Origin of the sequence: Streptomyces sp. NBC_00273 (assembly GCF_036178145.1) — a bacterium.
In the GTDB taxonomy this organism is placed as follows: domain Bacteria; phylum Actinomycetota; class Actinomycetes; order Streptomycetales; family Streptomycetaceae; genus Streptomyces.
This window is the reverse complement of record NZ_CP108067.1, coordinates 3,779,198-3,803,748: the sequence shown is the minus strand read 5'-3', so window position 1 is coordinate 3,803,748 and position 24,551 is coordinate 3,779,198. Positions and strand designations below refer to the sequence as shown.

Here is a 24,551-nt window from a genome sequence, read left to right as displayed (position 1 = left end):
CCTATGAGCCGTTCCGCGCACCCCGCCGGGCCCCGCCACGCCGACGTCCTGCCCGAGGGGCACTACTCCCCGCCGCCCGCCGACCTGAACGCGCTCGACGAGAAGGTCTGGGCCCGGACCGTCGCGCGCGACAGCGACGGCGTCGTGAGCGTGGGCGGCATCGAAGTCACCAAGCTCGCCGAGGAGTTCGGCACCCCCGCCTACTTCCTCGACGAGGAGGACTTCCGGGCCCGGTGCCGGGCCTGGGCGCACGCCTTCGGTCCCGACGCCGACGTGTTCTACGCCGGCAAGGCGTTCCTCTCCAAAGCCGTCGTGAAGTGGCTGAAGGAAGAGGGGCTGAACGTCGACGTGTGCTCCGGCGGGGAGCTGACCACCGCGCTCGCCGCCGGGATGCCCGCCGCGCGGATCGCCTTCCACGGGAACAACAAGTCCGAGGGCGAGATCCGCCGGGCCGTCGAGGCCGGGGTCGGACGCATCGTGCTCGACTCCTTCCAGGAGATCGCCCGCGTCGCGCACATCGCCCGTGAGCTGGGCGTCCGCCAGCCCGTCCAGATCCGCGTGACGGTCGGCGTCGAGGCGCACACCCACGAGTTCATCGCCACCGCGCACGAGGACCAGAAGTTCGGCATCGCGGTCGCCGACGGCTCCGCCGCCGAGGCCGTGCGCCGGGCGCTCGGGCACGACTCTCTGGAGCTGCTCGGCGTCCACTCCCACATCGGTTCGCAGATCTTCGACATGGCCGGCTTCGAGGTCTCCGCCAAGCGCGTCGTGCGGCTGCTGGCCGCCGTACGGGACGAGCACGGGGTGGAGTTGCCCGAGATCGACCTCGGCGGCGGCCTCGGCATCGCGTACACCGCGAACGACGACCCGCGCGAGCCCCACGAGATCGCCAAGGCCCTGCACGAGATCGTGGCCCGGGAGTGCGAGAGCGCCGGACTGCGGGCCCCGCGGATCTCCGTGGAGCCCGGCCGCGCCATCGTCGGCCCGACCGCGTTCACCCTGTACGAGGTGGGGACGATCAAGCCGCTGGAAGGCCTGCGGACCTACGTGAGCGTCGACGGCGGGATGTCCGACAACATCCGCACCGCCCTCTACGACGCCGAGTACTCCATCGCGCTCGTCTCCCGCACCTCCACCGCCGAGCCCATGCTCGTACGCGTCGTCGGCAAGCACTGCGAGAGCGGCGACATCGTCGTGAAGGACGCGTTCCTCCCCGCCGACCTCGCGCCCGGCGACCTCCTGGCCGTCCCGGCCACCGGCGCCTACTGCCGCTCCATGGCCAGCAACTACAACCACGCGCTGCGCCCGCCCGTCGTCGCCGTGCGTGACGGACAGGCCCGAGTGATCGTCCGCCGCGAGACGGAGGAAGATCTCCTGCGTCTCGACCTCGGATGATGAAATAGGTGTCTCACTCAATGGACCGAGGATGGAAAGTGCTGTCCATTGAGTGAGACTTGTTCCACCCGGCGGGCAAACCGCCCGCACGGGGACTGATGGAAGATCGAAAGGCGTAGGTCGAATGATGCGTACGCGTCCGCTGAAGGTGGCGCTGCTGGGCTGTGGAGTGGTCGGCTCAGAGGTGGCTCGCATCATGACGACGCACGCCGACGACCTCACGCAGAGGATCGGCGCGCCCGTGGAGCTCGCCGGCGTGGCCGTGCGCCGCCCTTCCAAGGTCCGTGAGGGCATCGACCCGGCGCTGATCACCACCGATGCGACCGCCCTGCTCAAACGCGGTGACATCGACATCGCCATCGAGGTCATCGGCGGCATCGAGCCGGCCCGCACCCTCATCACCACCGCCTTCGAGCACGGCATCTCCGTGGTCTCCGCGAACAAGGCGCTGCTCGCCCAGGACGGCGCCGCGCTGCACGCCGCCGCGGAGCAGCACGGGCTGGACCTCTACTACGAGGCCGCCGTCGCCGGCGCCATCCCGCTGGTCCGCCCGATGCGCGAGTCGCTCGCGGGCGACAAGATCAACCGTGTGATGGGCATCGTCAACGGCACGACGAACTTCATCCTCGACAAGATGGACTCCACCGGCGCCGGGTACCAGGAGGCGCTCGACGAGGCCACGGCCCTCGGGTACGCCGAGGCCGACCCGACCGCCGACGTCGAGGGCTACGACGCCGCCGCCAAGGCCGCGATCCTGGCCGGCATCGCCTTCCACACCCGCGTCCGCCTCGACGACGTGTACCGCGAGGGGATGACGGAGGTCAGCGCCGCCGACTTCGCCTCCGCCAAGCGCATGGGCTGCACCATCAAGCTCCTCGCCATCTTGGAGCGCGCCGCCGACGGCGAGTCCGTCACCGCCCGCGTCCACCCGGCGATGATCCCGCTCAGCCACCCGCTCGCCTCCGTCCGCGAGGCGTACAACGCCGTCTTCGTCGAGGCGGAGGCCGCCGGGCAGCTCATGTTCTACGGGCCCGGCGCGGGCGGCGCGCCGACCGCGTCCGCGGTCCTCGGCGACCTCGTCGCCGTCGCCCGCAACAAGCTCGCCGAGGCAACGGGGCCCGGCGAGTCGGCGTACACCCAGCTGCCGGTCAGCCCCATGGGGGACGTCGTCACCCGCTACCACATCAGCCTCGATGTGGCGGACAAGCCGGGCGTCCTCGCCCAGGTGGCGACCACCTTCGCGGAGCACGGTGTCTCGATCGACACCGTCCGCCAGCAAGGTCGTCAGGACGGGGGCGGCACCGAGGCCTCCCTCGTCGTCGTCACTCACCGCGCACCCGACGCCGCCCTCTCCGGGACCGTCGAGGCGCTGCGGAAGCTGGACACCGTCCGCGGTGTCGCCAGCATCATGCGTGTTGAAGGGGAGTAAGGACCCATGAGCAGCAATCGCACCCACCAGTGGCGCGGCATCATCGAGGAGTACCGGGACCGCCTGCCGGTGACGGACACGACTCCCGTGGTGACGCTCCGCGAGGGTGGCACTCCCCTCGTTCCCGCCCAGGTGCTCTCCGAGCGCACCGGATGCGAGGTGCACCTGAAGGTCGAGGGGGCGAACCCCACCGGGTCCTTCAAGGACCGCGGCATGACCATGGCGATCACGAAGGCCAAGGAGGAGGGTGCGAAGGCGGTCATCTGCGCCTCCACCGGCAACACCTCGGCCTCCGCCGCCGCGTACGCGGTGCGCGCCGGGATGGTCTCCGCGGTGCTCGTGCCCCGCGGCAAGATCGCGCTCGGCAAGATGGGCCAGGCCCTGGTGCACGGGGCCAAGATCCTCCAGGTGGACGGCAACTTCGACGACTGCCTGAACCTGGCCCGCGCGCTCTCCGACAACTACCCGGTCGCGCTGGTCAATTCGGTCAACCCGGTGCGTATCGAGGGCCAGAAGACGGCCGCGTTCGAGATCGTCGACGCGCTCGGTGACGCGCCCGACATCCACGTGCTGCCGGTCGGCAACGCGGGCAACATCACCGCGTACTGGAGGGGCTTCAAGGAGTACAAGGCCGACGGCCTCTCCACCCGTACGCCCCGCGTGTGGGGTTTCCAGGCCTCCGGCTCCGCACCCATCGTGCGCGGCGAGATCGTCAAGGAGCCGCACACCATCGCCACGGCGATCCGGATCGGCAACCCGGCCTCCTGGGAGTACGCGCTGGCCGCACGTGACGAGTCGGGCGGCTTCATCGACGAGGTGACGGACCGCCAGATCCTCGCCGCCTACCGGCTGTTGGCCTCACAGGAGGGCGTCTTCGTCGAGCCGGCCTCGGCGGCCTCGGTGGCCGGCCTCCTCAAGGCCGCTGAGCTGGGCCTGGTCGACCCCGGCCAGAAGATCGTGTGCACGGTCACCGGCAACGGCCTGAAGGACCCCGACTGGGCGATCGCCGGCGCTCCGCAGCCGGTCACCGTTCCGGTGGACGCCGAAGCCGCCGCCGTGCGCCTCGGTCTGGTCTGACGGCAGCGTCGTAGCCGCACCGTCGTAGCCGCACCGCAGTAGTCGAGCAGCACCCGCAGCACGCAGTGCCCGGCAGTACCGCACCACCACCGTGTGAGCCGGGTTCCGGAGGACTCGCGAGGTCCCGCAGGGGCCTTCCCGAGAACCTTCGGAACCCGGCAACTCACCCGTACGGCAACAAAAATACGGCTGAAGTCGGTCGAAGTCGGTCGAAGTCCGCGACACGCATCGTGCGCCTCCTGTGCGCCCTATGTCGCGAGAGAACCTTCCTTCGATACGCTGTACCTACATCCGCCACCGCGCATATGACTGCGGTGCTGCCCCGAGGGCCTTCGGGTGTCGTACGTTCTCCAGTACATTCGCAGCGAGCCAGCGAAGAGCGAAGATCTCGCACAGTCACAAGGAGTGTCATCGGACGATGGCCGGTCCAGCGTTCCGCGCCGCCGCCGTACGGGTGCGCGTCCCCGCCAGCAGTGCCAATCTCGGCCCGGGCTTCGACGCCCTGGGCCTGGCCCTGGGGCTCTACGACGACGTAGTCGTCCGGGTGGCCGACTCCGGTCTGAACATCGACATCGCGGGTGAGGGCGCCGACACCCTCCCGCGGGACGAGAGCCACCTGCTCGTACGCTCCATGCGCACCGCCTTCGACCTGCTGGGCGGCCAGCCGCGCGGCCTGGAGGTCGTCTGCGCCAACCGCATCCCGCACGGTCGCGGACTCGGCTCCTCCTCCGCCGCCATCTGCGCCGGCATCGTCGCCGCCCGCGCCGTGACCATAGGCGGCGAGACCAAGCTCGACGACGCGGCGCTGCTGGAGCTCGCCACCGAGATCGAGGGGCACCCCGACAACGTCGCCGCCTGTCTGCTCGGCGGCTTCACCCTCGCCTGGATGGACGGCGGCAGCGCCAAGGCGATCCGGATGGAGCCCGCCGAATCCATCGTTCCGGTGGTCTTCGTACCCTCCAAGCCGGTCCTCACGGAGACGGCGCGCGGCCTGCTGCCGCGCACCGTCCCGCACGTGGACGCGGCCGCCAACGCGGGCCGCGCGGGCCTGCTCGTGGAAGCCCTGACCAGGCGTCCCGAGCTCCTCCTGCCGGCCACCGAAGACCGGCTCCACCAGGAGTACCGGTCCCCGGCGATGCCAGAGAGCGTGGCACTCGTCAACAGGCTGCGGGCGGACGGGATCCCCGCGGTCATCTCCGGCGCGGGCCCCACGGTCCTCGCGCTGGTCGACAACGGCGCGGCCGACAAGGTCGCGCAGCTCGCGGGCGAGGGGTGGGCGGCCAACCGGCTCGCCCTCGACGCCGCGGGCGCGAGCGTACTTCCGCTGGGCACCCAGGGCGGCTAGAGCCGCTTTCCCGGAGTGCACAGCCGGTCAGGGGCGGGCGGCCGGGGCAGGCCGCCCGCACGGAAGGGCGCGATTGCCGGTGATTGAGAGGGGGAATATCTATTGGATCCGGTAGTGTTAGTCTCAAGTGCGCATCGGAAGCCGTCATGGCTCGGTGCTCAGTGTCCCCATTCGGGACCACATTTCTTCCGGGAGCCTCCCCGACTGCTTTGATCACCTCCAGCAGTTTCGAGCACGCTCCGGAATCGGCGTGACATTCCCACGCTTTCAGCTCGGGGGCTTCTCGCCGGAACCAGCCATGCACGTTTCTTCCGCCGTACTTCTACCGGCGGACCACCGCCCCGGCACGGTCCACACCTAGGACTGCTGTCGGACAGCACAACCGGTCGCCGAGCCAGACAGGCCGACGTCCGCTCCAGGGAAGGACCCTTCGTGAGCGACACCACCGATCTGATGGGCGCTGCCGACACCTCTGTCGACACCAGTGCCCCCGCCGCGGGCGCCGCACCCAAGCGTCGACGCACCGGCACCGGCCTTGACGGCATGGTCCTGGCCGAGCTGCAGCAGGTCGCGTCGGGCCTCGGGATCAGGGGCACCGCGCGGATGCGCAAGAGCCAGCTGATCGAGGTCATCAAGGAGGCGCAGGCGGGCAGCGGTGCCCCCAAGGCCGCCGCCTCCACCGCCGCAGCCACCGCCGAGGCCAAGCCGAAGCGCCGCGCCACCAGCAAGGCCCGCACGGGTGAGGCCGCCGCCGAGGCGCCCGCCGAGAAGCCCGCAGTGCAGGCGCAGATCGAGATCCCGGGTCAGCCTGCCAGCGAGGATGCCCCGGTCGGCGAGCGCCGCCGCCGCCGTGCCACGGCCCCCTCCGGCAGCCCGGAGGCCTCGGCCCCCGTCGCCGTACAGGTCGAGCAGAAGACCGAGACCGCGCCCGCCGCCACCGCCCCGTCCGAGGCCAAGGCCGAAGCCGCCACCGCGGTCTCCGCCGGCCAGGCGCAGGGCCAGGACGGCGAAGGCCGTGGCCGTCGCGACCGCCGTGACCGCGGTGACCGTGCCGAGCGCACCGACCGTCAGCGCGACCGCCGTGACCGCGGCGCCAAGGCCGACGACCAGGGCCAGGGCGGCCAGGGTCAGGGCCAGGGCGCGCAGGGCGGCCAGGGCGGCGGCCGTCAGGAGCGCGCCGACCGTCAGCAGCAGGGCGGCCGCGGCCAGGGCCAGCAGCAGGTCCGTCAGGACCGCCAGGACAACGGTCCCCAGGACGACTTCGACGGTGAGGACGGCCGTCGCGGCCGTCGCGGCCGCTACCGCGACCGTCGTGGCCGCCGTGGCCGTGACGAGTTCGCGCCGAGCGAGCCGCAGGTCGCCGACGACGACGTGCTGATCCCCGTCGCGGGCATCCTCGACATCCTCGACAACTACGCGTTCATCCGGACCTCGGGCTACCTGCCCGGCCCCAACGACGTGTACGTCTCCCTCGCTCAGGTCCGCAAGGCCGGTCTGCGCAAGGGTGACCACACCACCGGTGCCGTGCGCCAGCCCAAGGACGGCGAGCGCCGCGAGAAGTTCAACGCCCTCGTGCGTCTGGACTCGGTGAACGGCATGGCGCCCGAATCCGGCCGCGGCCGCCCGGAGTTCCAGAAGCTCACCCCGCTGTACCCGCAGGACCGGCTCCGTCTGGAGACCGACCCGGGCGTGCTGACCACCCGCATCATCGACCTCGTGTCGCCGATCGGTAAGGGTCAGCGAGGCCTGATCGTGGCCCCGCCGAAGACCGGTAAGACCATGATCATGCAGGCGATCGCCAACGCGATCACCGTCAACAACCCCGAGTGCCACCTGATGGTCGTCCTGGTCGACGAGCGTCCGGAAGAGGTCACCGACATGCAGCGGTCGGTCAAGGGCGAGGTCATCTCCTCGACCTTCGACCGCCCGGCCGAGGACCACACCACCGTCGCCGAGCTGGCCATCGAGCGCGCCAAGCGTCTCGTCGAGCTGGGTCACGACGTGGTCGTCCTGCTGGACTCCATCACCCGTCTGGGCCGTGCGTACAACCTCTCGGCGCCCGCCTCCGGCCGCATCCTGTCCGGTGGTGTCGACTCGACCGCGCTGTACCCGCCGAAGCGCTTCTTCGGTGCCGCGCGCAACATCGAGGACGGCGGCTCGCTGACCATCCTGGCCACCGCGCTCGTCGACACCGGCTCGCGCATGGACGAGGTGATCTTCGAGGAGTTCAAGGGCACCGGCAACATGGAGCTCAAGCTCGACCGGAAGCTCGCCGACAAGCGCATCTTCCCGGCCGTCGACGTCGACCCGTCGGGCACCCGCAAGGAGGAGATCCTCCTCAACGCGGAGGAGCTCGCCATCGTCTGGAAGCTGCGCCGGGTGCTGCACGCGCTCGACTCGCAGCAGGCGATCGAGCTGCTGCTCGACAAGATGAAGCAGACGAAGTCGAACGCCGAGTTCCTGATGCAGATCGCCAAGACGACCCCGTCGGGCAAGAACGACGACTGACGTCCGGCACACGCATCACCGCGACAGCCCCCGCCGCACCCGCGGCGGGGGCTGTCGCGCGTACGGACGGATTTTCTGGGTACGGGCGCCCCAGCGGGGCGGTTCCGCCCCCGCGGGGCGGTTCGGGCCGGAATGGAACCCTGCGCGGCGTACGCCCGTCTGTGTCAGAGGAACCGCGGGGTGGACGGCGGGCCGAACGACCAGGGGACCGGACACAGGACTGAGGAGAGCATGACCGAGGAGAGCAAGGACCACGGCGGCCGTGCCGCGGCCCGGCGCCGTCGCAAGCCGCCGAGGCGCCGCAGAGCCGTCGCCGTCGCCGCCTGGAGCGCCGCGGGGGTGGTCCTGCTGGGGGGAGCCGGGATCGGCTACTTCTACTTCAAGTTCAACGGCAACCTGAAGACCGTCGACATCGACCAGGCCCTCGGCACCGACCGCCCGCAGAACGTCGACAACGGCTCGATGGACATCCTCGTCCTCGGCTCCGACTCCCGCGGCGGCGCCAACGGCGAGTACGGCCAGGACGACGGCGGCTCCGCCCGCTCCGACACGGCGATGATCATCCATCTGTACGAGGGCCACGAGAAGGCCAGCGTCGTGTCGATACCGCGCGACACCATGATCTCCCGGCCCTCCTGCCCGACCTCGGGCGGGAAGACCGACCCCGGTGGCCAGCGCACCCAGTTCAACGAGGCGTTCACCGTCGGCGGGGCCGCGTGCGCGGTCAAGACCGTCGAGAAGATGTCGGGGATCCGCATGGATCACTACATAGAGGTCGACTTCACCGGCTTCAAGAAGATCATCGACAACCTCGGCGGCGTCGAGGTGACCACCACCAAGCCGATCAAGGACGGCGCCAGCCACCTCGACCTCGCGGCCGGCACCAACAAGCTCGACGGGGAGCAGGCCCTCGGCCTCGTACGCACCCGCAAGAGCGTCGGCGACGGCAGCGACCTGGGTCGAATACAGCTCCAGCAGGCCTTCATCAAGGCGCTCATCAAGCAGGTGAAGGGCGTCGGGGTCTTCGACAACCCCAAGAAGCTGCTCGGCATCGCCGACTCCGCGACCAAGGCGATCACCACCGACAAGGCGCTCGGTGACGTGAAGTCCCTCATGGGCTTCGCCCAGGGGCTCCAGGGCATCGACGCCCAGGACATGCAGATGATCACGCTGCCGGTGACCACGGACCCCCGCGACCCGAACCGCGTGGCCCCGCTCACCAAGGAGACGAAGATGGTCTGGGACGCCCTGCTGGCGGACCGGCCGATCCCGGCCGAGGCCACCGTGAACTCCTCCGGGGACAAGAGCGCCGCCGGGTCGATCGTCCAGTAGGACCCGTTCCCGCAGGGTCCCCGAACCGGTGCGGAATAGATGGCGACCCCCTGCCGTTGAGGGAGGCGTCCTCAGAATTTTGACAGGCGGCCCGGTCCTGGCAGACTGGTCTGTCGGCCCCGGTTCACGCAGTACGCAATTCGGCTCCTGCGACCCGGCGCCCTCCCGAATCTAGGAGACACCTTGAAGCGCGATGTTCACCCCGAGTACGTCGAGACCGCGGTCAGCTGCACCTGCGGCGCGTCGTTCACCACCCGTAGCACCCTGACCGAGGGCACCATCCGTGCCGAGGTCTGCTCCGAGTGCCACCCGTTCTACACGGGCAAGCAGAAGATCCTCGACACCGGTGGCCGCGTGGCCCGCTTCGAGGCGCGCTTCGGCAAGGGTGCGGCCAAGAAGTAGCGCGACCCAGGCGCCGGTCTCCGGCCGCCCCCTGTCCACTCGGGGGCGGCCGGACCGGCGCCTTTGTCGTCGTTCCGGCACGTCCCCCGCAGTCCTTCGCACCTTTCACCCCAGGAGTCCCCCGATGTTCGAAGCGGTCGAGGAATTGGTCGGCGAGCACGCCGATCTTGAGAAGAAGCTCGCCGACCCTTCGGTCCACTCGGATCAGGCCAACGCGCGCAAGCTGAACAAGCGCTACGCGGAACTGACCCCGATCGTCGCGACCTTCCGTGCCTGGAAGCAGTCCGCCGAGGACATCGAGACGGCCAAGGAGCTCGCGGCCGACGACCCCGACTTCGCTGCCGAGGCCAAGGAACTGACCGCACAGCGCGAAGAGCTCACCGAGAAGCTCCGCCTGCTGCTCGTTCCGCGCGACCCCAGCGACGACAAGGACGTGCTCCTCGAGGTCAAGGCGGGCGCGGGCGGCGACGAGTCGGCGCTGTTCGCCGGCGACCTGCTGCGCATGTACCTGCGCTACGCCGAGCGCGTGGGCTGGAAGACCGAGATCATCGACGCCACCGAGTCCGAGCTCGGCGGCTACAAGGACGTCCAGGTCTCCGTCCGCACCAAGGGCGGCAACGGCGCCACCGAGCCCGGCCAGGGCGTCTGGGCCCGCCTGAAGTACGAAGGCGGCGTGCACCGCGTCCAGCGGGTTCCGGCCACCGAGTCCCAGGGCCGCATCCACACCTCCGCCGCCGGCGTGCTCGTCACCCCGGAGGCCGAGGAGGTCGAGGTCGAGATCAACATGAACGACCTCCGCATCGACGTGTACCGCTCGTCCGGCCCCGGCGGCCAGTCCGTCAACACCACCGACTCGGCCGTGCGCATCACGCACATCCCCACCGGTGTGGTCGCCTCCTGCCAGAACGAGAAGAGCCAGCTCCAGAACAAGGAGCAGGCCATGCGCATCCTGCGCTCGCGGCTCCTGGCCGCGGCCCAGGAAGCCGCCGAGCAGGAGGCCTCGGACGTGCGCCGCAGCCAGGTGCGCTCCGTGGACCGTTCCGAGAAGATCCGTACGTACAACTACCCGGAAAACCGGATCTCGGACCACCGGACCGGTTTCAAGGCGTACAACTTGGACCAGGTGCTCGACGGTGACCTCGACTCGGTCATCCAGGCCTGTGTCGACACGGACTCCGCGGCCAAGCTCGCGGCCGCGCACTGACCCGACCCCCGCATCACCCCCGTACGACAGCAGCCCGGAGGACCAGCGTGAACTTGCTGCTTGCCGAGGTGGCCCAGGCCACCCAGCGGCTGGCCGCCGCCGGCGTGCCCTCACCGCGCTTCGACGCGGAGGAGCTCGCCGCCTTCGTGCACGGCGTCAAACGGGGGGAACTGCACCACGTCAAGGACGCGGACTTCGACGCCCGCTACTGGGAGGCCGTCGCCCGCCGCGAGGCGCGCGAGCCGCTCCAGCACATCACCGGCCGCGCCTTCTTCCGGTACCTGGAGCTCCAGGTCGGGCCCGGGGTCTTCGTGCCCCGGCCCGAGACCGAGTCGGTCGTGGACTGGGCCATACACGCCGTGCGCGCGATGGACGTCGTCGAACCGCTGATCGTGGACCTGTGCACCGGCTCCGGCGCCATCGCGCTGGCCATGGCCCAGGAGGTGCCGCGCTCGCGCGTGCACGCCGTCGAGCTGTCCGAGGACGCCCTGCGGTGGACCCGCAAGAACGCCGAGGGCTCCCGGGTCACCGTCCACCAGGGCGACGCCCTGAGCGCACTGCCCGAGCTCGACGGCCAGGTCGACCTCGTCATCTCCAACCCGCCGTACATCCCGCTGACCGAGTGGGAGTACGTCGCCCCCGAGGCCCGCGACCACGATCCGGAGATGGCGCTCTTCTCCGGCGAGGACGGCCTCGACACCATCCGCGGCATCGAGCGGACCGCCCACCGGCTGCTGCGGCCCGGCGGCATCGTCGTCATCGAGCACGCCGACACCCAGGGCGGCCAGGTGCCGTGGATCTTCGCCGAGGAGCGGGGCTGGGCCGACGCGGCCGACCACCCGGACCTCAACAACCGCCCGCGCTTCGCTACGGCCCGCAAGGCCCTGCCGTGACAGGCGCGACGATTCCCGCCACCCCCCTGCTGCACGAGGAGGCCCGCTGATGGCCCGGCGATACGATTGCAACGACGCGACGGACCGTAAGACCGGTCTGCGTGAAGCCGCATCCGCCGTGCGCCGCGGAGAGCTCGTCGTGCTGCCCACCGACACCCTGTACGGGATCGGCGCGGACGCCTTCAGCCCGGAGGCCGTCCACGACCTGCTCGCCGCCAAGGGCCGGGGGCGCGGCATGCCCACCCCGGTGCTCATCGGCTCCCCGAACACGCTCCACGGCCTCGTCACGGACTTCTCCGAGCAGGCCTGGGAGCTCGTCGACGCCTTCTGGCCCGGCGCGCTGACCCTGGTCGCCAAGCACCAGCCCTCGCTCGCGTGGGACCTGGGGGACACCCAGGGCACCGTCGCCGTGCGCATGCCCCTGCACCCCGTCGCGATCGAGCTGCTGACCGAGGTCGGCCCGATGGCGGTCTCCTCGGCCAATCTGTCCGGTCACCCGGCGCCCGAGGACTGCGACGCAGCGCGCGAGATGCTCGGGGACTCCGTGTCCGTGTACCTGGACGGCGGCCCGACGCCCGGCATCCAGCCGTCGTCGATCGTCGACGTCACCGGGAAGGTTCCCGTTCTGCTGCGCGAGGGGGCACTCACCGCAGACCAGCTGCGGGAGGTCGTACCCGACCTCGAGGTCGCCCCGTGAGCCCTGAGGGGCGTGGCATAGCAGGGGGGTACCGGCCGGCGGTAGCCGGAGGAACCACTTTCCGCATACTCCACGTCAGCACCGGGAACGTGTGTCGCTCGCCCATCACCGAGCGGCTGACGCGACATGCCCTCTCGCACCGCCTCGGCGGCCCCGTCACCGGCGACCTCATCGTGGAGAGCGCCGGCACCTGGGGCCACGAGGGCGCCCCGATGGAGGCGAACGCGGCCGCCGTGCTGGCGGACTTCGGGGCCGACGCGTCCGGGTTCACCGGGCGGGAACTGCTGGACGAGCACGTCATACGCGCCGACCTGGTGCTGACCGCCACCCGCGACCACCGGGCCCAGGTCATCTCGATGGGCCACTCGGCGGGGCTGCGCACCTTCACGCTGAAGGAGTTCACCCGACTGGTGCGGGCGATAGATCCGGCCACGCTGCCGCCGCTGGACGACGGCATGGCGGAGCGGGCGCGGGCGCTCGTACGGGCCGCCGCGGCCCTGCGCGGCTGGTTGCTGGCGCCGTCGCCCGACGCGGACGAGGTGTACGACCCGTACGGGGCCCCGATCACCTTCTTCCGCTCCATCGGCGACGAAATCAACCAGGCGTTGGATCCGGTGGTGACGGCCCTGACGGGCGTGACCGCGGCGCGCTGAGCGTTCGAGGAGGGGCCGCCGCGCGCTGACCGGGCACCGCGGGGTCCGCGGGCCTACAGTGGCTGGTACCCGGTACCCCTGGAGCGCCGCCATGAGCGTCATCACCCAGCCCACGGACCTGCTGCGCGCGCAGGACCCGCAGATGGCCGACGTACTGGCCGGGGAGCGGCAGCGGCAGTCCGAGACGTTGCAGATGATCGCCGCGGAGAACTTCACCTCGAGCGCCGTGCTCGCCGCGCTCGGGTCCGCGCTCGCCAACAAGTACGCCGAGGGGTACCCCGGCGCCCGGCACCACGGCGGGTGCGAGTACGCCGATCTGGCCGAGCGGACCGCCGTGGAGCGGGCCAAGGCGCTCTTCGGGGCCGAGCACGCCAACGTGCAGCCGCACTCCGGCTCCTCCGCGGTCCTGGCCGCGTACGCCGCCCTGCTGCGGCCGGGGGACACCGTGCTGGCGATGGGCCTCCCGTACGGCGGACACCTCACCCACGGGTCGCCCGCCAACTTCTCCGGGCGGTGGTTCGACTTCGTCGGCTACGGCGTCGACGCCGGGACGGGCCTCATCGACTACCGGCAGGTCCAGCGCCTGGCCCACGCGCACCGCCCCAAGGCGATCGTGTGCGGCTCCATCTCCTACCCCCGCCACCCCGAGTACTCGGCCTTCCGGGAGATCGCCGACGAGGTCGGGGCCTACCTGATCGTGGACGCCGCCCATCCGATCGGGCTGGTGGCCGGCGGGGCCGCGCCCAGCCCCGTCCCGTACGCCGACGTCGTCTGCGCGACCACGCACAAGGTGCTGCGCGGCCCGCGCGGGGGCATGGTGCTGTGCGGCGCCGAGTACGCGGAGCGCATCGACCGGGCGGTGTTCCCCTTCACCCAGGGCGGGGCCCAGATGCACACCATCGCCGCCAAGGCCGTGGCCTTCGGCGAGGCGGCCCGGCCGGCCTTCACCACGTACGCGCACCGGGTCGTCGCCAATGCCCGGGTCCTGGCGGGCGCGCTCCAGGAGCACGGGTTCACCCTCACCACCGGCGGCACCGACACCCATCTGATCACCGCCGATCCGGCGCCGCTCGGCGTGGACGGCCCGACCGCCCGCGGCCGGCTGGCCGCCGCCGGGATCGTGCTGGACACCTGCGCCCTCCCGTACGGGGACCAGCGCGGCATCCGGCTGGGAACGGCCGCCGTGACCACCCAGGGGATGGGTGAGGCGGAGATGGTCCGGATCGGGGCGTTGTTCGCCGCGGCGCTCGACGGAGATGGCGTGAAAACGCGTACGGAGGTCGGCGAGCTCACGGCGGGATTTCCCCCTTACAGAGAGTGAGCGGTGCAAACGGGGTGTACTGGAACCGGGATCCGGCCCCCTCGCGTCCTCGATGGAGGTGACATCGCAGCTAATGTGTGGGGCTGAGATGGCCGGCGATACATCTGGGGCAGCCCGTGCGTGAATATCTGCTGACGCTTTGCGTCACGGTCGCGGTGACCTACCTGCTGACCGGGCCCGTGCGGAAGTTCGCGATCGCGGCCGGGGCCATGCCGGAGATCCGCGCCCGCGACGTGCACCGCGAGCCCACACCGCGGCTGGGCGGCATCGCCATGTTCGGCGGTCTGTGCGCGGGCCTGCTGGTGGCCGACCACCTGCGGAACCTCAACGGCGTCTTCGAGCTGTCGAACGAGCCGCGCGCGCTGCTCTCCGGCGCGGCGCTGATCTGGCTGGTCGGCGTCCTCGACGACAAGTTCGAGCTCGACGCCCTGATCAAGCTCGGCGCGCAGATGATCTCTGCCGGTGTGATGGTCATGCAGGGTCTGACCATCCTGTGGATCCCCGTCCCGGGCATCGGGACGGTTCCGCTCACCCAGTGGCAGGGCAACCTGCTCACCGTCGCCCTCGTCGTGATCACCATCAACGCCGTGAACTTCGTCGACGGCCTGGACGGCCTGGCCGCCGGCATGGTCTGCATCGCCGCCGCCGCGCTCTTCCTCTACGCGTACCGGATCTGGTTCGGCTACGGCATCGAGTCGGCCGCGCCCGCGACCCTCTTCGCCGCGATCTTGATGGGCATGTGCCTGGGCTTCCTGCCGCACAACATGCACCCCGCCCGGATCTTCATGGGCGACTCCGGCTCGATGCTCATCGGCCTGGTGCTGGCCGCCTCCGCGATCTCCCTCACCGGGCAGGTGGACCCGGACGCGCTGGCCCTCTTCGCGGGTGGTGAGCGCAACGCGACGCACGCGATGCTCCCCGCCTACATCCCGCTGATCCTGCCGCTGACGGTCATCGCGATCCCGATGGCGGACCTGGTCCTGGCCATCGTCCGTCGTACGTGGAAGGGCCAGTCGCCCTTCGCCGCCGACCGCGGGCACCTCCACCACCGGCTGCTGGAACTCGGGCATTCGCACAGCCGCGCGGTCATGATCATGTACTTCTGGTCGGGACTGATCGCCTTCGGCACGGTGGCCTATTCCGTGCACTCCGCCACGATGTGGATCGTGCTGGCGATCGTCGTGCTGAGCGCGGTCGGCCTGATCCTGCTGCTCCTGCCGCGCTTCACCCCGCGCGCCCCGCGTTGGGCGGAGGGTCTGGTTCCGCCGCGTTACCGCCATGCCGAACGTGCGGCCGAAGCCGCTGCGGAGGCGGCGGCGCAGGACGCCTCGGGCGCGGAGCCGGAGCCCGCGCGGCCCGTCGCCGCGGGTGTCTCCGGCGTCAACGGAGCGACCGCCGTGGGCCCCCGTTCGCGCTTTCCCGACCGGCGTAAGGCTGAATCCACCCGCTGACGGTCGATTCGCATGTCGGACATGGATGTCCTTTACCAGACAAGCTGCCCCCCTGTCGCGCACACACGGGCAGGGTCACTCTCATGTGTGACAGTCGGCACACCCGACAGGTAAAGCTCTCATCAAATAGTTTGTGATACCGTTCACTAAACCCGGCGACAGAGCCGAAGGACCGTAGTGCGACGGTCCCTTGGCCCGAGGTCCTCTCTCGGACCGGGCTTACGCTCGTCCCGTACGAGTCCCGTTACCCCCACCATCACGCGGAGCCATGCGCCATGCTGTCCGATGACGCCCGAACACTTCTGCATACCGCCGTACCCACCGCTGCCGTCGGCGTCGTCGCCGCCATCATCAGTGGCGTGGTTGCGGGCGGTAAGGGAGCGATCGGGGCGCTCGCGGCCACGGTCGTCGTGATTCTGTTCATGGGTATCGGATTCGTCATCCTGCAGCGGACGGCGCGATCGCTGCCGCATCTGTTCCAGATGATGGGTCTGGCGCTCTACACGACCCAGATCCTGCTGCTCTTCGTCTTCGTCGCCGTGTTCAAGAACACGACGCTGTTCAATCCCAGGGCATTCGCGATCACCATCGTCGCGGCGACCCTTGCTTGGATCGCCGCGCAGACGCGCGCGCACATGAAGGCCAAGATCCTTTACGTCGAGCCCGAGTCCACCAAGCGTGGCAAGGGTGAGAAGCCTGAAAACACGGGGCCCTCGTCGTGAACGGTAGGGGTGGAATAAGTGCGCGTTCGAGATGCTGCTATCGTCCGGTGCCATATGCGGCATCGCGGGCGCAGGCAGCTGAGCTGACGCCTGCTCAATCGCGAGGCTCACTGCCTGCAAGCCGCCCCCACATCCGTAAGACCAGTCCCGTGCCGAACCGCGGCTGTGCGCCGCGCCGACACAACGAGGTTGCCGTACCTATGCGCCACGCTGAAGGAGCCCGCGGTGAGTGCTGACCCGACGCAGGTGCTCGCCTTCGAGACCGATTGCCACATCTTCGACGGCTGTGGTTTCCCGGCTCCTGGCCTGCACTCGTTCCTGTTCGAGCCGATCTTCGGCGACATGGACGGAGCCGTCTACTTCAACAAGACGATGCTCCTGGCCCTGCTCGGAACCGTCATCATCGTCGGATTCTTCTGGGCCGCCTTCGCCAAGCCGAAGCTGGTTCCGGGGAAGCTCCAGATGGTTGCCGAAGCCGGTTACGACTTCGTCCGCCGCGGGATCGTCTACGAAACGATGGGCAAGAAGGAGGGCGAGAAGTACGTCCCCTTCATGGTCACGACGTTCTTCTTCGTCTGGATCCTGAACCTCTGGTCGATCATTCCGCTTGCCCAGTTCCCGGTGACCTCGGTCATCGCGTACCCGGCCGGTCTGGCCCTGGTCATCTACGTCATGTGGATGTCGGTCACCTTCAAGCGCCACGGCTTCGTCGGCGGCCTGAAGAACGTCACGGGCTACGACAAGTCGCTCGGCGGGATCCTGCCGCTGGTCATGCTGATCGAGTTCTTCTCGAACGTGATCATCCGCCCGTTCACCCACGCGGTCCGTCTCTTCGCGAACATGTTCGCCGGTCACACGCTGCTGCTGCTCTTCACGATCGCCAGCTGGTACCTGCTGAACGACATCGGCATCGCCTACGCGGGCGTGTCCTTCGTGATGGTCATCGTGATGACCGCGTTCGAGCTCTTCATCCAGGCTGTCCAGGCCTACGTCTTCGTGCTGCTGGCCTGCAGCTTCCTCCAGGGCGCCGTCGCCGAGCACCACTGACCGCCCCACCCCCAAACCACCAGTCGTCCGGTGGCCAACCCCCACCGGTCCATGAAAGAGAAGGAAGAACCGGCATGTCCGCTCTCCAGACCCTCGCTGCTGGCGTCGAAATCAAGGGCAACCTCGGCTCCATCGGTTACGGCCTCGCGGCCATCGGCCCCGGCGTCGGCGTCGGCATCATCTTCGGTAACGGCACCCAGGCCCTGGCCCGCCAGCCCGAGGCCGCCGGCCTGATCCGCGCCAACCAGATCCTCGGCTTCGCCTTCTGTGAGGCGCTCGCCCTCATCGGTCTGGTCATGCCGTTCGTCTACCCGACCTCCTGATCCCGGTAGCGAACAGACCCTTTAGTCGGAAGGCACTGATGTGAACCCTCTGGTTCAGCTCGCGGCCGAAGAGGCGGAAAACCCCCTCATCCCGCCGATCCCCGAGCTCGTCATCGGTCTGATCGCCTTCGTCATCGTCTTCGGTTTCCTCGCGAAGAAGCTCCTCCCGAACATCAACAAGGTTCTGGACGAGCGTCGCGAGGCCATCGAGGGCGGTATCGAGAAGGCTGAGGCCGCTCAGACCGAGGCCCAGAGCGTGCTGGAGCAGTACAAGGCCCAGCTCGCCGAAGCCCGGCACGAGGCCGCGCGCCTGCGCCAGGAAGCGCTGGAGCAGGGCACTGCGCTCAAGGAAGAACTGCGCGCAGAGGGCCAGCGGCAGCGTGAGGAGATCATCGCTGCCGGCCACGCCCAGATCGCGGCGGACCGTAAGGCCGCCTCTCAGGCGCTGCGTCAGGACGTTGGCAAGCTCGCCACCGACCTGGCCGGAAAGCTCGTCGGCGAGTCCCTCGAGGACCACGCCCGGCAGAGCCGCACCATCGACCGCTTCCTCAGCGAGCTTGAGGAGAAGGCCGAGGCGGCCCGATGAACGGAGCGAGCCGCGAGGCACTGGCCTCCGCGCGTGAGCGTCTCGACGCGCTGACGGACAACACGTCCGTCGACGCGGCGAAGCTCGCCGGTGAGCTGGCTGCCGTCACCGCGCTGCTCGACCGTGAGGTCTCGCTGCGTCGGGTCGTCACGGACCCGGCGCAGTCCGGCGAGGCCAAGGCCGAGCTGGCCGGTCGGCTGCTCGGCGGCCAGGTCGGCGGGGAAACCCTCGACCTGGTGTCCGGCATGGTCCGGTCCCGCTGGTCGCAGTCCCGCGACCTCGTGGACGCGCTGGAGGAGCTGGCGGCCACCGCCGACCTCACGGCGGCCCAGCGGGCGGGCGCGCTCGACAACGTCGAGGACGAGATCTTCCGCTTCGGCCGGATCGTCTCCTCGAACACCGAGCTGCGTGCCGCGCTGACCGACCGTGCGGCCTCCGCCTCCGCCAAGAGCGAGCTGCTGCGCAGCCTGCTCGGCGGCAAGGCGAACGTCGTCACCGAGCGCCTGGTGATCCGTCTTGTCACGCAGCCGCGTGGACGTAGCCTGGAAGCGGGACTGGAGTCCCTTTCCACGCTCGCCGCCGAGCGCCGCAACCGCATGGTCGCCACCGTGACCAGCGCGGTTCCGCTCAGCGACGTGCAGCGGGCGCGTCTTGGCGCGGTGCTGGCCAAGCTGTACGGCCGACAGATGCACCTGAACCTCGACGTGGACCCCGAGGTCCTCGGCGGGATCTCGGTGCGAGTCGGCGACGAGGTCATCGACGGCACCATCGCGGACCGCCTCGCCGAGGCGTCGCGCCGCATGGCCGGCTGACCAGCCACCAATAGAACAAAAGCATTCCTAGCGGCCCGGTTGGGCCGTGCAGAACTTGCAGAAGATTCCTGGGGGTCGCCCCCAGACCCCTAAGAAGCTTCAGGCCCAACAAGGAGAGCAGGGAACCCAGATGGCGGAGCTCACGATCCGGCCGGAGGAGATCCGGGACGCACTGGAGAACTTTGTCCAGTCGTACCAGCCGGACGCGGCCTCGCGCGAGGAGGTCGGAACGGTCAGCGTTGCCGGCGACGGCATCGCGAAGGTGGAGGGTCTGCCCTCCGCCATGGCGAACGAGCTGCTGAAGTTCGAGGACGGCACCCTCGGTCTCGCCCTCAACCTCGAGGAGCGCGAGATCGGTGCCGTTGTCCTCGGCGAGTTCAGCGGTATCGAGGAGGGCCAGCCGGTGCAGCGCACCGGTGAGGTGCTCTCGGTCGGCGTCGGCGAGGGCTACCTCGGCCGCGTCGTCGACCCGCTCGGCAACCCGATCGACGGTCTCGGCGAGATCGCGACCGAAGGCCGTCGCGCCCTGGAGCTGCAGGCTCCGGGCGTCATGGTCCGTAAGTCGGTCCACGAGCCGATGCAGACCGGCTACAAGGCCATCGACGCCATGGTGCCCGTCGGCCGTGGCCAGCGTCAGCTGATCATCGGTGACCGTCAGACGGGTAAGACCGCTCTGGCCGTCGACACGATCATCAACCAGCGCGACAACTGGCGCTCGGGCGACGTGAACAAGCAGGTTCGCTGCATCTACGTCGCCATCGGCCAGAAGGGCTCGACCATCGCGTCCGTTCGCGGCGCCCTGGAAGACGCCGGTGCGCTCGAGTACACGACGATCGTCGCCGCCCCGGCGTCCGACCCGGCCGGCTTCAAGTACCTGGCGCCGTACACCGGTTCCGCCATCGGCCAGCACTGGATGTACGCCGGCAAGCACGTCCTGATCATCTTCGACGACCTGTCGAAGCAGGCCGACGCCTACCGCGCCGTGTCGCTGCTGCTGCGCCGCCCGCCGGGCCGCGAGGCCTACCCGGGTGACGTCTTCTACCTGCACTCCCGTCTGCTGGAGCGCTGCGCGAAGCTGTCCGACGACATGGGTGCCGGTTCGATGACCGGTCTGCCGATCGTCGAGACCAAGGCGAACGACGTGTCGGCGTTCATCCCGACCAACGTCATCTCCATCACCGACGGCCAGTGCTTCCTCGAGTCCGACCTGTTCAACGCGGGCCAGCGCCCGGCGCTGAACGTCGGTATCTCGGTCTCCCGCGTCGGTGGCTCCGCCCAGCACAAGGCCATGAAGCAGGTTTCCGGCCGTCTGCGCCTGGACCTGGCCCAGTACCGCGAGCTGGAGGCGTTCGCCGCCTTCGGTTCCGACCTGGACGCCGCGTCGAAGGCTTCGCTGGAGCGCGGCAAGCGTCTGGTCGAGCTGCTGAAGCAGGGCCAGTACCAGCCGATGCCCGTCGAGGAGCAGGTCATCTCCGTCTGGGCCGGCACCACCGGCAAGATGGACGACGTCCCGGTCAACGACATCCGTCGCTTCGAGTCGGAGCTGCTGGAGCACCTGCGCCGTGAGCGCAAGGACCTCCTCACCTCCATCGCCGAGGGCGGCAAGATGTCGGACGACACCCTGACGTCGATCGCGGACGCCATTGCTTCCTTCAAGCGCCAGTTCGAGACCTCGGACGGCAAGCTCCTGGGCGAGGACGCACCGGCCGTCAACGTCTCCAAGTGACGACGGAAGGGACCTGACTCATGGGAGCGCAGCTCCGGGTCTACAAGCGTCGCATCCGTGCCATCACGGCGACCAAGAAGATCACCAAGGCGATGGAGATGATCGCCGCCTCGCGCATCGTCAAGGCGCAGCGCAAGGTGGCGGCATCGATGCCGTACGCGACCGAGCTCACTCGTGCGGTGACCGCGGTGGCGACCGGCTCCAACACCAAGCACGCCCTGACGACCGAGGTCGAGGCGCCGACCCGTGCCGCGATCGTGCTCATCACGAGCGACCGCGGTCTGGCCGGCGGCTACTCCTCGAACGCCATCAAGCAGGCGGAGCGGCTCACCGAGCGGCTGCGCGGCGAGGGCAAGGAGGTCGACACCTACATCGTCGGCCGTAAGGGGCTGGCCTACTACGGCTTCCGCGAGCGCAAGGTCGCGGATTCGTGGACCGGCTTCACCGACAGCCCGGCCTACGCCGACGCCAAGCGCGTCGCGGGGCCGCTGATCGAGGCCATCCAGCTGGAAACGGCCGAGGGTGGCGTCGACGAGCTGCACATCGTCTACACGGAATTCGTGTCGATGATGACGCAGAACCCGGTCGACGGCCGGATGCTGCCGCTCAGCCTCGAGAAGGCTCCGGAGGAGACCGGTGCGAAGGGCGAGATCCTTCCGCTGTTCGACTTCGAGCCGTCGGCGGAGGACGTCCTCGACGCCCTGCTGCCGCGCTACGTCGAGAGCCGCATCTACAACGCACTGCTGCAGTCGGCCGCTTCCGAGCACGCCGCCCGCCGCCGTGCGATGAAGGCGGCGACCGACAACGCCGGAGACCTCATCAAGAGCCTCTCCCGGCTTGCCAACGCGGCCCGCCAGGCCGAAATCACCCAGGAAATCAGCGAGATCGTCGGTGGCGCGAGCGCCATGGCTGACGCGACCGCGGGGAGTGACAAGTAATGACGACCACTGTTGAGACGGCCGCCGCCACGGGCCGCGTCGCCCGGGTCATCGGCCCGGTCGTCGACGTGGAGTTCCCCGTCGACGCCATGCCCGAGATCTACAACGCCCTCAAGGTCCAGGTCTCCGACCCGGCCGAGGACGGCGCGCTGAAGACCCTGACCCTCGAGGTCGCGCAGCACCTGGGTGACGGCCTCGTCCGTACCATCTCGATGCAGCCGACCGACGGTCTGGTCCGCCAGGCCCCGGTGACCGACACGGGCGAGGGCATCACCGTCCCCGTCGGTGACTTCACCAAGGGCAAGGTGTTCAACACCCTCGGTGAGGTGCTGAACTACCCGGAGGAGAACGCCAACGTCACCGAGCGCTGGCCGATCCACCGCAAGGCGCCCCGCTTCGACGAGCTCGAGTCGAAGACCGAGATGTTCGAGACCGGCGTCAAGGTCATCGACCTTCTCACCCCGTACGTCAAGGGTGGAAAGATCGGTCTGTTCGGTGGTGCCGGTGTCGGCAAGACCGTTCTGATCCAGGAAATGATCTACCGCGTCGCCAACAACCACGACGGTGTGTCGGTGTTCGCGGGCGTCGGTGAGCGTACCCGTGAGGGCAACGACCTCATCGAGGAAATGGCCGACTCCGGCGTCATCGACAAGACGGCGCTCGTCTTCGGCCAGATGGACGAGCCGCCGGGCACGCGTCTTCGCGTCGCGCTCGCCGGTCTGACCATGGCGGAGTACTTCCGCGATGTGCAGAAGCAGGACGTGCTCTTCTTCATCGACAACATCTTCCGGTACACCCAGGCGGGTTCCGAGGTGTCGACCCTGCTCGGCCGCATGCCCTCCGCGGTGGGTTACCAGCCGAACCTGGCCGACGAGATGGGTCTCCTCCAGGAGCGCATCACCTCGACCCGTGGTCACTCGATCACCTCGATGCAGGCGATCTACGTCCCCGCGGACGACCTGACCGACCCGGCGCCGGCGACCACCTTCGCCCACCTCGACGCGACGACGGTTCTCTCCCGTCCGATCTCCGAGAAGGGCATCTACCCGGCCGTGGACCCGCTGGACTCGACGTCCCGCATCCTCGACCCGCGGTACATCGCGGCGGACCACTACGCCACGGCGATGCGCGTCAAGGGGATCCTCCAGAAGTACAAGGACCTCCAGGACATCATCGCGATCCTCGGTATCGACGAGCTGGGCGAGGAGGACAAGCTCGTTGTCCACCGTGCCCGTCGCGTCGAGCGCTTCCTGTCGCAGAACACCCACGTGGCGAAGCAGTTCACCGGCGTGGACGGTTCGGACGTTCCGCTCGACGAGTCGATCACCGCGTTCAACGCGATCTGCGACGGTGACTACGACCACTTCCCCGAGCAGGCGTTCTTCCTGTGCGGTGGCATCGAGGACCTGAAGGCCAACGCCAAGGAGCTGGGCGTCTCCTGATCCGGCGCGCTCCTCACGGAGCGCATCCGGTTCGCAGGCCCGCCGGCTCGCCGGCAGGTGTCTCGCAGGAGAGGGGCGGGTGTGTCCCGTCCCTCTCCCCACGCCCATTAGAATTTGACCCAACACCCGGCCGACCCGCCGGGTGGTGACCCGAGGAGCCACCTTGGCTGCTGAGCTGCACGTCGAGCTGGTCGCGGCGGACCGCAATGTCTGGTCCGGCGAGGCCACCCTTGTTGTCGCCCGCACCACGTCCGGCGACATCGGCGTCATGCCCGGTCACCAGCCGCTTCTCGGTGTGCTGGAATCGGGCCCGGTGACCATCCGCACCAGCGACGGCAACACCGTCGTCGCCGCGGTGCACGGCGGTTTCATCTCGTTCGCGGACAACAAGCTGTCCCTGCTGGCCGAGATCGCCGAGCTCGCGGACGAGATTGACGTCCAGCGTGCGGAGCGGGCACTGGAGCGCGCGAAGTCGGAGGCCGACGCGGCCGCCGAGCGTCGCGCTGATGTCCGGCTGCGCGCCGTAACGGGCTGAACGCCCGTCGGAGTTTGATCGTTCGAGTCCCAGGGGGCGACCTCCGGGACTCAGCAGACCTCAGCCGCGGTCCGTGCTGGAATTTTCCAGACCGGGTCGCGGCTGAGGCGATGCAGGTCCTCCCCCAGACTCCGTCTGGGAGGGGCCCCCGTTTCTCATGTGTATTCGATGAGCGAGGAGGTCGGTGAAGATGCTCCTCGCTCTGCTTGTGAGCGGCCTGGTCGTCATCCTGGTGGTGATCGGGCTGTTTGTCTTCGGGTTGCGCCGCAGACTCATCCAGCGGTCCGGCGGCACCTTCGACTGCAGCATGCGCTGGGGGGTGTCCGAGGAGCCGGACATCTCCGGCAAGGGCTGGGTGTACGGGGTCGCGCGCTACAGCGGTGACCGGATCGAGTGGTTCCGGGTGTTCTCGTACTCCCCGCGCCCGCGCCGGCTGCTGGAGCGGTCCTCCATCGAGGTCGTCGCCCGCCGTGCGCCGGAGGGCGAGGAGGAGCTGGCCCTGCTCTCCGACGCCGTCGTGCTCGGCTGTCTCCACCGGGGGACCCGCCTGGAGCTGGCGATGAGCGAGGACGCGCTGACCGGCTTCCTCGCATGGCTGGAGGCGGCGCCTCCCGGGCAACGGGTGAATGTGGCCTGAAGATCCTTGCCCGTTGTCCGGGGGTCCCCCCGGACGAAGTCTGGGGGCGGGTGAATGTGGCCTGAAGATCCTTGCC

23 protein-coding genes are annotated in these 24,551 nt (G+C 69.4%); all 23 read left to right on the top strand.

The genetic code is table 11. The features are described 5' to 3' along the window. Positions 1-3 precede the first annotated feature (3 nt). On the top strand, positions 4-1,395 hold the full coding sequence (lysA, locus tag OG386_RS15960; RefSeq protein ID WP_328788711.1) for a diaminopimelate decarboxylase: 1,392 nt from the start codon (positions 4-6) through the stop codon (positions 1,393-1,395). 124 nt (positions 1,396-1,519) lie between these two features. After that, positions 1,520-2,824, top strand: coding sequence for a homoserine dehydrogenase (locus OG386_RS15955; protein ID WP_266604970.1), 1,305 nt, complete (start codon positions 1,520-1,522; stop codon positions 2,822-2,824). Positions 2,825-2,830: 6 nt separating this feature from the next. After that, complete coding sequence (gene thrC / locus OG386_RS15950; protein WP_328788710.1) at positions 2,831-3,901, top strand: threonine synthase; 1,071 nt, start codon at positions 2,831-2,833, stop codon at positions 3,899-3,901. 418 nt (positions 3,902-4,319) lie between these two features. Then, complete coding sequence (thrB, locus tag OG386_RS15945) at positions 4,320-5,246, top strand: homoserine kinase (protein ID WP_266604974.1); 927 nt, start codon at positions 4,320-4,322, stop codon at positions 5,244-5,246. A gap of 432 nt (positions 5,247-5,678) precedes the next feature. Then, entirely contained in the window at positions 5,679-7,754 is a 2,076-nt protein-coding gene (gene rho, locus OG386_RS15940) for a transcription termination factor Rho (protein ID WP_328788709.1), read from the top strand. A 231-nt stretch (positions 7,755-7,985) separates the two neighbouring features. Further along, the gene (locus OG386_RS15935; RefSeq protein ID WP_328788708.1) at positions 7,986-9,086 is read left to right on the top strand and encodes an LCP family protein; all 1,101 of its coding nucleotides are present in this window, start codon (positions 7,986-7,988) and stop codon (positions 9,084-9,086) included. Positions 9,087-9,269: 183 nt separating this feature from the next. Next, a complete protein-coding gene (gene rpmE, locus OG386_RS15930) occupies positions 9,270-9,488 on the top strand; it encodes a 50S ribosomal protein L31 (protein WP_030008686.1) in 219 nt (72 codons plus the stop codon). Between the two features lie 124 nt (positions 9,489-9,612). Continuing rightward, complete coding sequence (gene prfA / locus OG386_RS15925) at positions 9,613-10,692, top strand: peptide chain release factor 1 (RefSeq protein WP_327383225.1); 1,080 nt, start codon at positions 9,613-9,615, stop codon at positions 10,690-10,692. A gap of 47 nt (positions 10,693-10,739) precedes the next feature. Continuing rightward, positions 10,740-11,585: a peptide chain release factor N(5)-glutamine methyltransferase gene (gene prmC / locus OG386_RS15920; RefSeq protein ID WP_030008688.1), complete on the top strand. Its 846-nt coding sequence runs from the start codon at positions 10,740-10,742 to the stop codon at positions 11,583-11,585. A 49-nt stretch (positions 11,586-11,634) separates the two neighbouring features. Beyond that, positions 11,635-12,282 carry an L-threonylcarbamoyladenylate synthase gene (locus OG386_RS15915; RefSeq protein ID WP_030720925.1) on the top strand — a complete coding sequence of 216 codons (648 nt, stop codon included), beginning with the start codon at positions 11,635-11,637 and terminating at the stop codon, positions 12,280-12,282. Continuing rightward, positions 12,279-12,935, top strand: coding sequence for an arsenate reductase/protein-tyrosine-phosphatase family protein (locus tag OG386_RS15910; protein ID WP_328788707.1), 657 nt, complete (start codon positions 12,279-12,281; stop codon positions 12,933-12,935). Before OG386_RS15915 ends, OG386_RS15910 begins: the two co-directional genes overlap by 4 nt. Positions 12,936-13,026: 91 nt before the next feature. Then, complete coding sequence (gene glyA / locus OG386_RS15905) at positions 13,027-14,256, top strand: serine hydroxymethyltransferase (RefSeq protein ID WP_328788706.1); 1,230 nt, start codon at positions 13,027-13,029, stop codon at positions 14,254-14,256. Between the two features lie 116 nt (positions 14,257-14,372). Beyond that, positions 14,373-15,707 carry an MraY family glycosyltransferase gene (locus OG386_RS15900; protein ID WP_328788705.1) on the top strand — a complete coding sequence of 445 codons (1,335 nt, stop codon included), beginning with the start codon at positions 14,373-14,375 and terminating at the stop codon, positions 15,705-15,707. Positions 15,708-15,982: 275 nt separating this feature from the next. Next, complete coding sequence (locus tag OG386_RS15895; RefSeq protein WP_030008693.1) at positions 15,983-16,429, top strand: hypothetical protein; 447 nt, start codon at positions 15,983-15,985, stop codon at positions 16,427-16,429. A 210-nt stretch (positions 16,430-16,639) separates the two neighbouring features. Then, positions 16,640-17,476 (top strand): F0F1 ATP synthase subunit A, encoded by an 837-nt coding sequence (atpB, locus tag OG386_RS15890; protein ID WP_328793267.1) that lies wholly within the window; start codon positions 16,640-16,642, stop codon positions 17,474-17,476. A gap of 74 nt (positions 17,477-17,550) precedes the next feature. Then, positions 17,551-17,799 (top strand): ATP synthase subunit C, encoded by a 249-nt coding sequence (locus tag OG386_RS15885; protein WP_030008695.1) that lies wholly within the window; start codon positions 17,551-17,553, stop codon positions 17,797-17,799. A gap of 40 nt (positions 17,800-17,839) precedes the next feature. After that, complete coding sequence (locus tag OG386_RS15880) at positions 17,840-18,385, top strand: F0F1 ATP synthase subunit B (protein ID WP_030008696.1); 546 nt, start codon at positions 17,840-17,842, stop codon at positions 18,383-18,385. Next, positions 18,382-19,197 carry a F0F1 ATP synthase subunit delta gene (locus tag OG386_RS15875; protein WP_328788704.1) on the top strand — a complete coding sequence of 272 codons (816 nt, stop codon included), beginning with the start codon at positions 18,382-18,384 and terminating at the stop codon, positions 19,195-19,197. Before OG386_RS15880 ends, OG386_RS15875 begins: the two co-directional genes overlap by 4 nt. 130 nt (positions 19,198-19,327) lie before the next feature. After that, the gene (gene atpA, locus OG386_RS15870; RefSeq protein WP_328788703.1) at positions 19,328-20,923 is read left to right on the top strand and encodes a F0F1 ATP synthase subunit alpha; all 1,596 of its coding nucleotides are present in this window, start codon (positions 19,328-19,330) and stop codon (positions 20,921-20,923) included. 20 nt (positions 20,924-20,943) lie between these two features. Further along, positions 20,944-21,861, top strand: a complete 918-nt coding sequence (locus OG386_RS15865) for a F0F1 ATP synthase subunit gamma (RefSeq protein WP_327383219.1) — start codon at positions 20,944-20,946, stop codon at positions 21,859-21,861. Continuing rightward, a complete protein-coding gene (atpD, locus tag OG386_RS15860; RefSeq protein WP_030008700.1) occupies positions 21,861-23,303 on the top strand; it encodes a F0F1 ATP synthase subunit beta in 1,443 nt (480 codons plus the stop codon). Before OG386_RS15865 ends, atpD begins: the two co-directional genes overlap by 1 nt. A 163-nt stretch (positions 23,304-23,466) precedes the next feature. Continuing rightward, the gene (locus OG386_RS15855) at positions 23,467-23,838 is read left to right on the top strand and encodes a F0F1 ATP synthase subunit epsilon (RefSeq protein ID WP_030720897.1); all 372 of its coding nucleotides are present in this window, start codon (positions 23,467-23,469) and stop codon (positions 23,836-23,838) included. Positions 23,839-24,028: 190 nt separating this feature from the next. Further along, positions 24,029-24,475, top strand: a complete 447-nt coding sequence (locus OG386_RS15850) for a DUF2550 domain-containing protein (RefSeq protein WP_030008702.1) — start codon at positions 24,029-24,031, stop codon at positions 24,473-24,475. Positions 24,476-24,551: the final 76 nt, after the last annotated feature.

Excerpts from the sequence above, each read along its gene's own strand:
- OG386_RS15895 (WP_030008693.1), top strand. The coding sequence starts at position 15,983 with ATGCTGTCCGATGACGCCCGAACACTTCTGCATACCGCCGTACCCACC.
- thrB (WP_266604974.1), top strand. The coding sequence starts at position 4,320 with ATGGCCGGTCCAGCGTTCCGCGCCGCCGCCGTACGGGTGCGCGTCCCC.
- glyA (WP_328788706.1), top strand. The coding sequence starts at position 13,027 with ATGAGCGTCATCACCCAGCCCACGGACCTGCTGCGCGCGCAGGACCCG.
- OG386_RS15865 (WP_327383219.1), top strand. The coding sequence starts at position 20,944 with ATGGGAGCGCAGCTCCGGGTCTACAAGCGTCGCATCCGTGCCATCACG.
- prfA (WP_327383225.1), top strand. The coding sequence starts at position 9,613 with ATGTTCGAAGCGGTCGAGGAATTGGTCGGCGAGCACGCCGATCTTGAG.
- OG386_RS15850 (WP_030008702.1), top strand. The coding sequence starts at position 24,029 with ATGCTCCTCGCTCTGCTTGTGAGCGGCCTGGTCGTCATCCTGGTGGTG.
- atpD (WP_030008700.1), top strand. The coding sequence starts at position 21,861 with ATGACGACCACTGTTGAGACGGCCGCCGCCACGGGCCGCGTCGCCCGG.
- OG386_RS15915 (WP_030720925.1), top strand. The coding sequence starts at position 11,635 with ATGGCCCGGCGATACGATTGCAACGACGCGACGGACCGTAAGACCGGT.
- OG386_RS15935 (WP_328788708.1), top strand. The coding sequence starts at position 7,986 with ATGACCGAGGAGAGCAAGGACCACGGCGGCCGTGCCGCGGCCCGGCGC.
- lysA (WP_328788711.1), top strand. The coding sequence starts at position 4 with ATGAGCCGTTCCGCGCACCCCGCCGGGCCCCGCCACGCCGACGTCCTG.
- atpA (WP_328788703.1), top strand. The coding sequence starts at position 19,328 with ATGGCGGAGCTCACGATCCGGCCGGAGGAGATCCGGGACGCACTGGAG.
- OG386_RS15875 (WP_328788704.1), top strand. The coding sequence starts at position 18,382 with ATGAACGGAGCGAGCCGCGAGGCACTGGCCTCCGCGCGTGAGCGTCTC.
- OG386_RS15955 (WP_266604970.1), top strand. The coding sequence starts at position 1,520 with ATGATGCGTACGCGTCCGCTGAAGGTGGCGCTGCTGGGCTGTGGAGTG.
- OG386_RS15885 (WP_030008695.1), top strand. The coding sequence starts at position 17,551 with ATGTCCGCTCTCCAGACCCTCGCTGCTGGCGTCGAAATCAAGGGCAAC.
- thrC (WP_328788710.1), top strand. The coding sequence starts at position 2,831 with ATGAGCAGCAATCGCACCCACCAGTGGCGCGGCATCATCGAGGAGTAC.